Genomic DNA, 12034 nt, shown 5'->3' with positions numbered 1-12034 from the left:
CCCAAGGCAAGGACCACAAGCGATGAAAATACCGGGGAGAAGCGCAACTATCCAAAGGCAGTGCTTGCTAGGTCAATGTAGTGGCCCTATAGCAACGCCTTGTGATGACCGACGCCTCGTCCCTGCCATTCTACCCTCACCGCCACTTGTTGGGTATTGGCGACCTGTCGCCAACCGACATTGAAATCCTGCTCGACCGTGCCGACCGCGCGGTAGCGATTTCGCGCCAATCCGAGAAAAAAACCTCGACGCTGCGCGGGCGCACGCAAATCAATCTCTTTTATGAAGCATCCACCAGGACGCAATCATCATTCGAATTGGCAGGCAAGCGACTTGGTGCCGATGTCATGAACATGTCGGTCGCAAGTTCGTCGGTGAAGAAGGGTGAAACGTTGATTGACACGGCGATGACCCTGAATGCCATGCGCCCCGACATTCTCATCATACGCCATCAATCGGCTGGTGCGGCAGCTCTCCTCGCGCAGAAAGTCGATTGTTCCGTCATCAATGCCGGAGATGGCACCCACGAACATCCCACTCAGGCGTTACTTGATGCTTTGACGATAAGGCGCGCCAAGGGCCCGCTTTCAAAGCTGATCGTCACGATTTGTGGTGACATCCTGCATTCGCGGGTCGCTCGCTCGAACATTATTCTCCTCAATGCTCTTGGAGCGCAGTTGCGTGTCGTTGCGCCTTCGACGCTGCTACCGGCTGGTATCGAGCGCATGGGTGTCATTGTCTCGCGCACTATGGCTGAGGGCTTGAAAGACGCCGATGTCGTGATGATGTTGCGCTTGCAACGCGAACGCATGGCTGGAAGTTTCGTGCCTTCGGTGAGGGAATATTTCCGCTATTTCGGTCTTGATGCAGAAAAACTCAAAGCGGCAAAAGACGATGCCTTGGTCATGCATCCAGGCCCGATGAACCGCGGTGTCGAGATTGCCTCGGAAATTGCCGACGGCCCGCAAAGCGTCATTCAGGAACAGGTCGAAATGGGTGTCGCCGTGCGCATGGCGGCAATGGAAGCGCTTCTCGATCCGCGCCGCAATCTCGAAGGCAGCGACCAATGAGCGTCACCGTCTTTCACCGTGCCCGCATCGTCGATCCAGCGCGCGGCATGGATGAGGTCGGCACCATTATCGTCGATGGTCGCAAAATCGTTGCCGCAGGTCGCGACGTTCTCAATCAGGGTGCGCCCGAGGGAGCGAAAATCATAGATTGTAGCGGCAAGACAATCATTCCAGGCTTGATCGACAGCCGCGTGTTTATCGGTGAACCAGGTGGCGAACATCGCGAAACCATAGCCTCGGCAAGTGTGGCCGCCGCTGCGGGCGGTGTTACATCAATCATCATGATGCCCGACACAGACCCGGTTATCGACAATGTCGCCTTAGTCGAATTTGTCCTGCGGACTGCGAAAGACACCGCCACGGTCAATATTTTCCCCGCCGCAGCCATCACCAAAGGGCTCGAAGGCCGCGAGATGACCGAGTTCGGGCTGCTGCGCGAGGCGGGTGCCGTGGCGTTCACGGATGGCCGTCACACAATTTCCAGCGCACTTGTGATGCGGCGCGCCTTGACCTACGCTCGCGATTTCGATGCGGTCGTGGCCCATGAAACGCAGGATACTGAACTCGCCTCCGCAGGCGTCATGAACGAGGGGCTATATGCGAGTTGGCTTGGCCTTCCCGGAATCCCACGCGAAGCAGAAACAATTCCGCTGGAGCGCGATCTTGCCCTGGCACGTCTGACGGGCGGTGCCTATCACGCAGCCAAAATTTCGACAGTAATGGCGAGCAACGCAATCCGACGCGCCAAAGACGATGGTGCCAGCGTGACTTCAGGCGTCTCGATCCACAATCTTTCGCTCAACGAAAACGACGTTGGCGAGTACCGCACATTCTTCCGGCTTGCGCCCCCTTACGCGCAGAAGAGGACCGGTTGGCAATGATCGAAGCTGTCAGGGACGGGACAATCGACCTGATCGTTTCCTCACATGATCCGCAGGATGTGGACACCAAGCGCCTGCCCTTCGCCGATGCCGCTGCCGGCGCTATAGGGTTGGAAACGCTGCTGGCCGTGGCGCTGCGTCTCTATCACAATGATGAAATCTCACTGCTCAGGCTGGTCGAAACCTTATCAACGGCACCCGCGCGCCTGTACGGCCTTCCCGGCGGCACACTGAAACCCGGCGCACCTGCCGACCTCGCACTTGTTGACCTCGATGAGCCATGGATCGTCAGCGAGAGCGACATTCGTTCACGTTCAAAAAACACCTGCTTTGAAGGTGCGCGCCTGCAAGGCAAGGTCTTGCAAACAATGGTTGCAGGTCGCACAGTATTCGCAGCTTAAAGCGGTTCAGCTTTCGATAGAATCACTAAGCTGTTCTGCGTATTTATTTTGGCGCCAACAAGCAGCGGCGTATTTTTGGGGAAACATGATCTACGCTCCCATCGCAGCATTGGTTCTCGGCTATTTGCTGGGATCGGTTCCATTCGGCCTGTTGCTTACACGCGCAGCCGGTATGGGCGACGTGCGCTCTATCGGCTCCGGTAATATCGGCGCAACCAATGTGTTGAGAACTGGCAACAAGGGGCTCGCTGCAGCAACCTTGCTGCTGGATATGCTAAAGGGTGCCGCTGCCGTTTTTATAGCGTCCAGATATGGCCCGGTACTGGGCATGTGGGCCGGTTTCGGTGCTTTCATCGGGCATATTTTCCCCGTATGGCTGGGCTTTAAAGGTGGCAAGGGTGTTGCGACCTATCTTGGCGTGTTGATTGGTCTTGTCTGGCAGGTTGCATTGATCTTCGCCGCCATCTGGCTACTGATAGCCATCGTCTTTCGCTATTCGTCGCTTGCAGCACTAACCGCTTCAGTTGCCGTACCAATCGCCCTGCTGTTCCTCGCGCCGCTCCCGATCACAGGACTTTTTGCGGCGATGAGCCTGATACTCATTGTGAAGCACCGCGAGAATATTTCACGTCTTTTAGCAGGCACCGAGGGCAGGATTGGAGCCACGCGGTGAACCAGATGCAGTCCGGCCCGCGTCTTAGCGAGCGGCAACAACTTGCCTGGCTCCGGCTCATCCGCACGCCCAATGTTGGGCCTGCATCATTTCGCGAATTGATAAATCGCTTCGGTTCGGCGGAAATCGCCCTGGAAATGCTGCCTGAACTAATAGCATCGGGCGGCGCCAGACGCGTTGTGCGCATTCCTTCCAGACATGACGCGGAAGCGGAAATAGAAACGGCCACGAAATTCGGCGCACATTTCGTTTTCATTGGGGAACCGGATTATCCGCCGTTGTTGAAAACAATCGACCATCCGCCGCCCGTTTTGGCGCTGAAGGGTGCAGCAGCGGTATTTCATTTGCCCGGCGTGGCAATTGTCGGAGCCCGCAACGCATCTCTGGCAGGCATAAAAATGGCGCGCGCGCTCGCCTCCGAGCTTGGCCGCAATGGTTATGCCATCATATCTGGTCTGGCGCGGGGTATCGACACCTCCGCACATCGTGGCAGCATTGAAACCGGTACGGTAGGGGTGCTGGCTGGCGGTCTCGACAAGCCCTACCCGCCGGAAAATGTCGGTCTTTGCGATGAAATTGTCGATCACGGCGGCGCAGTCATTTCTGAAATGCCATTCGGCTGGCAACCGCGCGCGCAGGATTTTCCACGTCGCAACCGGCTCGTTGCCGGCATGGCTCTGGGTTTGCTGGTAGTAGAGGCCGCAAAACGCTCAGGCTCCCTCATCAGCGCAAGGCTGGCGGGTGAAATGGGCCGGCTGGTTTTCGCCGTACCCGGTTCTCCACTCGACCCGCGTGCCGGCGGCACCAATGGGCTTCTCAAGGATGGAGCGATCCTCGTGACCGAAGTTGCCGACGTGCTGAGCACGCTTGCGCCGCTTTCACCGCTCTCAATGCCCCAAAGCCTGCCTTTGGAAGAGCCTGCGGACTTCGTGGCAACTCCACCGCCGGACGACAATGAGCGCGCCCGCGTCATCGAGGCTCTCGGGCCAGTGCCGATGGAGATTGACGAGATCATCCGCCACACAAACCTCCACCCCGCGCAAGTCACGATGATCCTGCTCGAATTGGACCTCGCTGGCCGTCTTGAGCGCCATGCAGGCGGCAACATCTCGATGCTCGATGGCAATGTGTAGCGGCGAAAATCAAGGCGTCGGCAAGCGGATAGACATTGAAATTATTGGCGATCCCGGCAGGACTCGAACCTGCGACCATCGGCTTAGAAGGCCGGTGCTCTATCCATCTGAGCTACGGGACCAAACAAATGCACGCTACAATGATACAGCTAGCGCCTGATTCCTGACCTTTTATCAATGATCCGCAGACAGGGTTGAAAATAATCGTGCGTCAATGTGTCCAAGGCACTCTGCGGTCATAGCGAAAATTATCGGAATAGGAAATCTGCCGGCGCTTTGGTTCCTTGGGCTCTTCCACGCGGTAGGCAAGGCCTTCGCGTTCGGCATAGGCAATCGCTTCTTCTCTGGTCTGGAAGGAAAGCCTGATCTGGCTTTTCATGTCGCCAGAGGTTGTGTAGCCCATCAAAGGGTCGATCTTTCTTGGTTGCTCGGGATCGAACTCGAGCACCCAATATCCGGTTTTTGCTTTTCCCGACTGCATGGCGGTCTTGGTAGGGCTGAAAATGCGCACGGACATGGGAACCTCATTTCTGCGTCAGCGGACATCACCGCTCGATGATTGCTTACTGTGCAATCCTGCCAACGGCAAGACTATGTGTTTTTGCTCTTGCTTTGCGAAGCCGAAATCAATAGGCAACACATTGTTCGGAGTGTAGCGCAGCCTGGTAGCGCATCTGGTTTGGGACCAGAGGGTCGGGAGTTCGAATCTCTCCACTCCGACCATTTTTCCTTATCTTCATATGGCCGGGTTGGCGCGGGAAACATGATGTTTCGTGACGCAGGCTGGATGACGAGCAAAGCAGCCGGATCAAAGCTCGAATTCCGTCTGGCCTTCATCCATTGCGCTTATTGCCTGCGATGCCAGGGCGCGCGTAATACGGCTCTGCTGTTCCAATCCGGCTTGATCGAGGCGTTCCACCACCCGCATGGCGGTTGCCAATGAGCGCTCGATGCGTCGCACCAGATATTGGACAATGTGCAAATCGACCTCGACCTGGCGATCCGCAAACAGCTTGGTGATCACGCCTGTAAGCAAAAGATCATCAGGTTCGTCGATTTCCACGGTTGCAGCCGCCTTCAAACGCGAAACCAGATCGGGCAGTTCAACACCCCAGGCGGTTGGGAAGCGCCTTGCCGTCAACAATAATTGCGTGCCGGCCGTTCGCACCGCGTTGATCAGATGAAAAAGCCCCTGCTCATCAATCTTCGCTGCATCAACATCGTCAATCAGCGCCGATCGCGACCCCAGATCCACGATGCACTCACCGATTTTCGCCACATCAATTCGCACGGCATTGACATTAGCCGCCCAGATCGATGCCAGATGTGTCTTGCCAGATCCCGCCGGCCCCGCAAGTACGACAACTGGTGAGGGCCAGTCCGGCCAACCATCAACCAACGCCACGGCTTGCTCGTTCGAGCGCGAGACAATCAGATCGTCGCGCGAATAGCCGGTCCCGTGACCAAGATCGAGTGGCAATTGGCGGGGCCTGTCCGCTTGCTGCGCCATATCACGCCTGACCGCGGGGCTTGCGGTTTCGCCGGGGACGAGGTTGCGGCGAAGAACTCACCGGCTCGCCTTGAGCGCCCTTCTTTTGATCACCCTTGTAAAGTGGCGACTCCAAATACCGCGAAATGGCAAATCGTACGAGAACACCAATCGCCGCCGCGGCTGGCACCGCAATGAGAAGCCCGACAAACCCCAAAAGAGCGCCGAAGGCAAAAAGAGCAAACATCAGCCAGACGGGATGCAGACCAACGCTCTTGCCCACCAGCTTGGGCTGCAAAATATTACCTTCAATAAACTGTCCCACGAAGAACACCGCCGCCACAGCGACAACCATGATCCAGTCAGGCCAGAACTGCACCAGCGCAACACCGACCGCCAGCACCAGCCCGGTCATTGACCCGACATATGGAATAAAGCTGATCAGTCCAGCAAACAGGCCAATAAGAGCACCGAAATTCAAACCCGTCAGCGTCAGGCCCACAGCATACATCGTCCCGAGAACCAGACATAAGGTTCCCTGGCCACGAACAAACCCAGCGGTCGCCCCGTTGATATCGGTGGCTATCTTGCGAACCGTCTCGACATTGTCGCGCGGCACCCAACTGTCGACAACGGCAACCATACGATCCCAGTCAAGTAGCATGTAGAAAGCAACAACTGGCGTCACCACAAAAAGGCTCACGATCGAAATAAGCGCAACACCCGAACTCCAGATCGACTGGAACACCGTCGTCAAAAATCCGAAGCCCGACGTGAGCAGCGAATTCACGCCTTCTTTCAATCCAGCAGCATCAACACCGAATTTCTGTTCCAGCCATTGCGGATCAAAACTGGTGATAAGCGCCTGCAATTTGCTCAGATAGTCAGGCAGTTTTCCTGCAAACTCCACCATCTGAGTTGCCAGAACCGGGATCAGGATGACGAATGCGAGGATCAAAACGACGATAAAGGCGATCAAGATAACAACTGTCGCCATCACCCGCGACAGACCAAGCCGTTCCAACCAGTCGGCAACCGGGTCAAGAAAATAGGCGAGCACCATGCCCGCAACAAAGGGCAGGAGAATGTCGCTGAAAACATAGAAGAAAACGGCAAGCGCAATGGTGCCGAAGAGCCAGAACCGCATATGGCGCCTTAGCGTTGCCGATGTCACGGCTTGCGTGCCGCTGTCATCAGAAATCTGGTGTGCTGCTTTCGCCATCGCCGCTCATATGCCTCAGCCAAGCCACGAGATAGGCTGCCGCCGAAGCTACGGTCAAGAGGCCGGACATGATTATCAATGCCGGCCTGACCGGCCCGAAGCTCTGCGCAAACGCCAATTCGGCCAGCACTGCTGCGGCCAAAACGATCTGGCACGCAGTGTTCACCTTTGAAATCATCAGTGGCTTCATCTCGACCGGGTTGCCCATGATCGTCGATAAAAGCACTGCGCAGATGATGAGCCCGTCACGGGATACAACAGTAACAACAAGCCACAACGGCAATTCGCCGATAAAGCCCATCACCACAAAAACGCTGACCAGTAGCACCTTGTCCGCCATTGGATCAAGATAGGCGCCAAGTTCGGAACGCTGGTTGAAGTGACGTGCGATAAACCCGTCAACACCATCGGAAATACCGGCGATGACGAAACCGGCGAATGCCAGTTCCCAGCGCGACTTGAGCATCGCGAGTACCACAACCGGCACCAGCAAGAACCGCAATATCGTGATCAGATTGGGAATTGTCACTGCACTCTCTAGCCGCTTATCCTCATGACAGATGGTCAAATCATCGCCAAATCGCAAGAGACGGCAAACCGTTACTTGCTGTCGACGGTTTTCCCCGCTCTATTCATAGCCAGAGCATTGCCTTGTCTTGCGAGGCAATGCCGTTCATGCGAAGAGCCCGCAAGAGCAGGAAACAAGCAATGGCCGAACGCAAAACCGGGCTAACATATGCCGAGGCTGGCGTCGATATCGACGCTGGCAATCTCATGGTTGAAAAGATAAAGCCACTGGTGCGGGCAACACGCCGACCAGGTGCCGATGGCGAAATCGGTGGTTTCGGTGGATTGTTCGATCTCAAGGCCGCCGGTTTTTCCGACCCCATTCTGGTCGCAGCCAATGACGGCGTCGGCACGAAGCTCAAAATCGCCATCGAATCCGGCAAGCATGACACGATCGGCATCGACCTTGTCGCCATGTGCGTCAATGATATTATCGTGCAGGGTGCCGAGCCATTGTTCTTTCTCGACTATCTCGCCACCGGAAAGCTCGATCCGGAACAAGGTGCCTCAATCGTCAGCGGCATAACCGCAGGCTGCCGCCTGGCCGGATGTGCCTTGACCGGCGGCGAGACGGCTGAAATGCCGGGCATGTATCACGGCAAGGATTACGATCTGGCCGGTTTTGCTGTTGGCGCAACCGAGCGCGGGCAATTGCTGCCAAGCGACGATATCATCGAAGGCGATATTCTGCTTGGTCTTGCTTCCTCAGGTGTGCATTCCAACGGCTTCTCACTCGTTCGCCGCATCGTCAAAACAAGTGGCCTTGCCTGGAGCGACAACGCCCCGTTTTCTCCCGGCCAAACACTAGCCGAAGCATTGCTGGAACCGACCCGCATATATGTCAAATCGGTCTTGAAAGCAGTGCGCGGCACGCACGGCATAAAAGCCCTTGCCCACATTACCGGAGGCGGGTTCCCCGAAAACATTCCCCGTATCCTGCCCAGGGAATCCGCCGCTGAACTCGACCTCGACGCCATTGACGTGCCACCGGTGTTCTCATGGCTGGCAAAGACAGGCGAGGTCTCATCTGAAGAAATGATGCGCACTTTCAACTGCGGCATCGGAATGGTCGTCGTTGTTGCTTCCGGTCAGGCTGCACAGGTTGCCGCCGTGCTGCAGGAAGCCGGTGAAACGGTCACGTCAATTGGCCGCATAGTACCGCGCCGGGACGTCGGCGTTATTTATCGGGGGTCAATCGACTTATGAGCACACCCAGAAAACGCATTGTGATCCTGATTTCGGGAAGAGGCTCCAACATGACCGCCTTGGCCGATGCCGCGTCCGAACCCGCCTATCCGGTTGAAATCGTCGGGGTCATCTCTGATACGATTGATGCTGCCGGTCTTGCCGTCGCCACCGCGCGGAAAATACCGACGCGCACATTGGTGCGGGCCGACTATTCAAGCAAGGAGGAGCATGACAACGCCATTGACGCGGCATTAAAAGCATTCAATGCCGAAATCGTCGTACTCGCCGGGTATATGCGACTTCTGACCCGCGGTTTCGTGGAAAAATGGCAGGGCCGCATGATAAACATCCATCCTGCCCTGCTCCCGGCGTTCAAAGGTCTTGAGACCCACCGGCGCGCACTCGAGGCAGGCATTCGCATTCACGGTTGCACGGTCCATTTTGTAACGTCGGAAATGGACGATGGACCGATCATCGCACAGGCAGCCGTGCCAGTTCTGACCAACGACACCGAAAGCACACTCGCCGCGCGCGTCCTTCAGGCCGAACATCATCTTTTTCCTCTGGCGTTGCAGCTTGTAGCGGAAGGCAAGGCCACCATGACAGGTGGAAAAGTGATCTTCGCCACAGGCGATCAAATCGTCGAAAGCGAACATCAGGCGATCATTTCGCCCACAGCCTTGCGCGACCCTATCGATCTTGAAGCGCTCGCACGCTTTACACCCTGACGCGCGTAATCCGATTTTTGCCAAACCGGACTCCAGATGAAACAACTCCTCCTGCTGCGCCATGCCAAATCGAGTTGGGATGACGCTTCACTGGATGATTTCGACCGTCCACTTGCACCACGAGGGTTGAAAGCCGCCCCGCTGATAGGGCAAGAGCTGGTGAAACGTGATTGGATGCCGCAAGCGGCTCTCGTCTCCACGGCAGTGCGCACACGCCAAACGTGGCAACTGGTCACCTCCCAGTGGTCACAAGAGCAATGCGAGGTGGAGTTTTCCGACGATCTCTATGAAGCATCTGACAAGGCTTTTCTTTCCGAAGCGCGGAAAACGAAAGACCGCGTCAACTGCCTGCTGCTACTCGGGCATAACCCCGGACTTGAAATTTTCGCGCAACGCCTGGCGTCTGAAAATTCAAACCCGGAAGTCTTGCGAGCACTGCATGACAAGTTTCCGACATGCGCGCTGGCACGCTTCCAATTTTCCGGCACGTGGCTGAGTTTGTCTTTCAATACCCTTGAATTGACCCATTTCATCAGACCAAGAGATTTGAACTGACCGCAATGGGCGCTACGCCGCCCTCACCCAAACCTTGTTGTCGTGAACAGGCGCGCCTCCATATGGTGCGGGAGCATCGGCACCGGTCAGCACATTGATCCCTTCGCCACGCTCATGAGCACTATTGGGCCATATGCCTTCGGCGATAACCACACCGCGTCGCACACCCTCAAACAACTTTGCATGTAGAACGATTTCGCCACGCATATTGCCGATTTCGACACGCTCACCATCACCCAGGCCCAACGCCGCTGCGTCTTCGGGATGGATCATCAGTTGCGGCCTGCCTTCCCTGGCTTTTGAAACAGGCGTCTCGGTAAAGCTCGAATTGAGGAAGTTGCGCGCAGGCGAAGTCGCCAGACGAAATGGATGCGCCTCGTCCGCGACTTCGATCAGATTGACATGATCGGGAAACTCGGGAAGACGCTGGTAAGGACCAAGCACGCCCATGGATTTCGGTGGGCGATTTGGAGCCGCCTGCCTCGTCCAGTCAGGTCGAAATCGAAACTTCCCATCAGCGTGGCCAAAGCCATTGAGAAAATGCGCATCCTCGAACGCCGGTTGCAAATCTACCCACTTGTCTTGCTTGAACGATGCGAAACTCCCCAACCCTCTTTTACCGAGCATAATGTCGATATGCTGCTGCTCGCTCATGCCAAAGCCCGGCATGTCCCCGACACCAAGACGTTTTGCCAATTCCTCGATGACGAAATGGTTGGTACGCGGCCCCTCCGGCGCTTCGACAAGCTTTGGGCCAAGAACAATGTGCTGGTTGCCACCGCCTTTGTAGATGTCGTCATGTTCGAGAAACATCGTTGCTGGCAGAACCACATCGGCAAGTTTGGCCGTATCGGTCATGAATTGCTCATGCACGCACATAAACAGATCGTCTCGCATCATACCGCGTTTCACCAGACGCTGGTCCGGTGCGACATTGGCGGGGTTGGTGTTCTGGATCAGCAATGCCGTCACTGGCGGTCCGCCATAAAGTGCATCGGCAGCACCGGTCAAAACCGGGCCTATTCGCGAGTGATCGAGATAGCGGATAGCTGGATCGCGAAGCCGCCTTCCCTCCAGCATATCGGTGTTGAGCTTGTAAATGCCGGAGTTCGAGTGGAATGCGCCGCCGCCTTCATATTGCCATGCGCCGGTCACGGCGGCGATACAGGAAGCCGCATGCATATTCACTGAACCGTTGCGCTGGCGCGCAAATCCATAGCCCAGGCGGAAGAACGTGCGCTTTGTGGTGCCTACCAATTGTGCGAAAGCTTCGATCTCGGTCACAGGCAAGCCAGTAATCACCGAAGCCCATTCAGGCGTCCTTGTTTCCAGATGAGCTTCAAGCCCCTTGGGATCGTCCGTGTATTTTTCGAGATAGGCGCGATCAGCCATGCCCTGCTTGAAAAGCACATGCATGACGGCACATGCCAACGCACCATCGGTGCCGGGTTTAACGATCAGGGCGATATCGGCCTGCTTCATCGTCGCATTGTCGTAAACGTCTATGACAACGATCTTCGCGCCGCGTTCCTTGCGCGCCCGGATCGCGTGCGTCATCACGTTGACCTGGGTCGCAACGGCATTGGTTCCCCAGATCACAACGCAGTCGGATTTTGCCATTTCGCGGGGGTCGGCACCGCGCAAGGCACCAGTTCCCATTATCCAGCCGGTCCACGCCAGGTTCGTGCAGATCGAGCCAAAGAAGCCTGAATATTTCTTGGCATGGCGCAATCGCTCGATGCCATCGCGCTGGACCAATCCCATCGTGCCTGCATAGAAATAGGGCCAGACAGTTTGCGAGCCATAACGTTCTTCCGCGGCGATGAATTTCTCGGCGACAAGATCAAGCGCCGCATCCCAACTGGCCTCTTTCCAGTTGCCATCCCCTTTGGCACCAGTGCGCACCAGCGGTTTCAGCAACCGTTCGGGATGATGAATACGTTCAGCGTAGCGCGCAACCTTGGCGCATACCACCCCAGCCGTATAGCTGTTGTCTTTTGCGCCATGAATCCGGCCAATGCGATCCGGGCCGAGAATTTCGACATCGAGCGCACAGGTCGATGGGCAGTCATGTGGACAGGCCGAGTGACCGATAGTTGGCTTGCTATGCTGGTTCATCGCAACAGC

General features: G+C 56.4%; 11 protein-coding genes, 2 tRNA genes and 1 pseudogene. 8 read left to right on the top strand and 6 right to left on the bottom strand.

The features are described from left to right. Positions 1-104 precede the first annotated feature (104 nt). The 4 genes and pseudogenes from AC0L7S_RS16205 to dprA all read left to right on the top strand — a co-directional run bounded on the left by AC0L7S_RS16205 (position 105) and on the right by dprA (position 4158). Entirely contained in the window at positions 105-1070 is a 966-nt protein-coding gene (locus tag AC0L7S_RS16205; protein ID WP_473471957.1) for an aspartate carbamoyltransferase catalytic subunit, read from the top strand. Beyond that, a pseudogene (locus AC0L7S_RS16200) lies at positions 1067-2352 on the top strand (dihydroorotase). Before AC0L7S_RS16205 ends, AC0L7S_RS16200 begins: the two are co-directional and overlap by 4 nt. An 85-nt stretch (positions 2353-2437) precedes the next feature. After that, the gene (gene plsY / locus AC0L7S_RS16195) at positions 2438-3025 is read left to right on the top strand and encodes a glycerol-3-phosphate 1-O-acyltransferase PlsY (RefSeq protein WP_473471956.1); all 588 of its coding nucleotides are present in this window, start codon (positions 2438-2440) and stop codon (positions 3023-3025) included. A 5-nt stretch (positions 3026-3030) separates the two neighbouring features. Beyond that, a complete protein-coding gene (dprA, locus tag AC0L7S_RS16190; protein ID WP_473474329.1) occupies positions 3031-4158 on the top strand; it encodes a DNA-processing protein DprA in 1128 nt (375 codons plus the stop codon). Between the two features lie 45 nt (positions 4159-4203). On the opposite strand, the gene AC0L7S_RS16185 is transcribed toward dprA, so the two are convergent. Beyond that, positions 4204-4280 (bottom strand) — tRNA-Arg (locus AC0L7S_RS16185). Between the two features lie 89 nt (positions 4281-4369). Further along, a complete protein-coding gene (locus AC0L7S_RS16180) occupies positions 4370-4675 on the bottom strand; it encodes an ETC complex I subunit (RefSeq protein WP_473471955.1) in 306 nt (101 codons plus the stop codon). 129 nt (positions 4676-4804) lie between these two features. On the opposite strand from AC0L7S_RS16180, the gene AC0L7S_RS16175 reads away from it, so the two are divergent. Then, positions 4805-4881 (top strand) — tRNA-Pro (locus AC0L7S_RS16175). 85 nt (positions 4882-4966) lie between these two features. Here the strand turns inward: AC0L7S_RS16175 and hdaA are convergent. Genes hdaA through AC0L7S_RS16160 form a run of 3 tightly spaced genes read right to left on the bottom strand, consistent with a single transcriptional unit; the run spans position 4967 to position 7398 of the window. Then, complete coding sequence (gene hdaA / locus AC0L7S_RS16170; RefSeq protein WP_473471954.1) at positions 4967-5668, bottom strand: DnaA regulatory inactivator HdaA; 702 nt, start codon at positions 5666-5668, stop codon at positions 4967-4969. Position 5669: 1 nt separating this feature from the next. Continuing rightward, the gene (locus tag AC0L7S_RS16165) at positions 5670-6869 is read right to left on the bottom strand and encodes an AI-2E family transporter (RefSeq protein ID WP_473471953.1); all 1200 of its coding nucleotides are present in this window, start codon (positions 6867-6869) and stop codon (positions 5670-5672) included. After that, positions 6841-7398 (bottom strand): CDP-alcohol phosphatidyltransferase family protein, encoded by a 558-nt coding sequence (locus AC0L7S_RS16160; RefSeq protein ID WP_473471952.1) that lies wholly within the window; start codon positions 7396-7398, stop codon positions 6841-6843. Before AC0L7S_RS16160 ends, AC0L7S_RS16165 begins: the two co-directional genes overlap by 29 nt. Positions 7399-7577: 179 nt before the next feature. On the opposite strand from AC0L7S_RS16160, the gene purM reads away from it, so the two are divergent. Genes purM through AC0L7S_RS16145 form a run of 3 tightly spaced genes read left to right on the top strand, consistent with a single transcriptional unit; the run spans position 7578 to position 9907 of the window. Beyond that, positions 7578-8642: a phosphoribosylformylglycinamidine cyclo-ligase gene (gene purM / locus AC0L7S_RS16155; protein ID WP_473471951.1), complete on the top strand. Its 1065-nt coding sequence runs from the start codon at positions 7578-7580 to the stop codon at positions 8640-8642. Further along, complete coding sequence (purN, locus tag AC0L7S_RS16150; protein ID WP_473471950.1) at positions 8639-9352, top strand: phosphoribosylglycinamide formyltransferase; 714 nt, start codon at positions 8639-8641, stop codon at positions 9350-9352. Before purM ends, purN begins: the two co-directional genes overlap by 4 nt. A gap of 36 nt (positions 9353-9388) precedes the next feature. Beyond that, positions 9389-9907: a SixA phosphatase family protein gene (locus AC0L7S_RS16145; protein ID WP_473471949.1), complete on the top strand. Its 519-nt coding sequence runs from the start codon at positions 9389-9391 to the stop codon at positions 9905-9907. Positions 9908-9919: 12 nt separating this feature from the next. Here the strand turns inward: AC0L7S_RS16145 and AC0L7S_RS16140 are convergent, their stop codons facing one another. Continuing rightward, on the bottom strand, positions 9920-12025 hold the full coding sequence (locus tag AC0L7S_RS16140) for a molybdopterin oxidoreductase family protein (protein WP_473471948.1): 2106 nt from the start codon (positions 12023-12025) through the stop codon (positions 9920-9922). Positions 12026-12034: the final 9 nt, after the last annotated feature.

It is taken from the genome of Mesorhizobium sp. G2-6-1 (assembly GCF_055809095.1).
This window is presented reverse-complemented; position numbering and strand designations above follow the sequence as displayed.

Excerpts from the sequence above, each read along its gene's own strand:
- AC0L7S_RS16205 (WP_473471957.1), top strand. The coding sequence starts at position 105 with ATGACCGACGCCTCGTCCCTGCCATTCTACCCTCACCGCCACTTGTTG.
- plsY (WP_473471956.1), top strand. The coding sequence starts at position 2,438 with ATGATCTACGCTCCCATCGCAGCATTGGTTCTCGGCTATTTGCTGGGA.
- dprA (WP_473474329.1), top strand. The coding sequence starts at position 3,031 with ATGCAGTCCGGCCCGCGTCTTAGCGAGCGGCAACAACTTGCCTGGCTC.
- AC0L7S_RS16180 (WP_473471955.1), bottom strand. The coding sequence starts at position 4,675 with ATGTCCGTGCGCATTTTCAGCCCTACCAAGACCGCCATGCAGTCGGGA.
- hdaA (WP_473471954.1), bottom strand. The coding sequence starts at position 5,668 with ATGGCGCAGCAAGCGGACAGGCCCCGCCAATTGCCACTCGATCTTGGT.
- AC0L7S_RS16165 (WP_473471953.1), bottom strand. The coding sequence starts at position 6,869 with ATGGCGAAAGCAGCACACCAGATTTCTGATGACAGCGGCACGCAAGCC.
- purM (WP_473471951.1), top strand. The coding sequence starts at position 7,578 with ATGGCCGAACGCAAAACCGGGCTAACATATGCCGAGGCTGGCGTCGAT.
- purN (WP_473471950.1), top strand. The coding sequence starts at position 8,639 with ATGAGCACACCCAGAAAACGCATTGTGATCCTGATTTCGGGAAGAGGC.
- AC0L7S_RS16145 (WP_473471949.1), top strand. The coding sequence starts at position 9,389 with ATGAAACAACTCCTCCTGCTGCGCCATGCCAAATCGAGTTGGGATGAC.
- AC0L7S_RS16140 (WP_473471948.1), bottom strand. The coding sequence starts at position 12,025 with ATGAACCAGCATAGCAAGCCAACTATCGGTCACTCGGCCTGTCCACAT.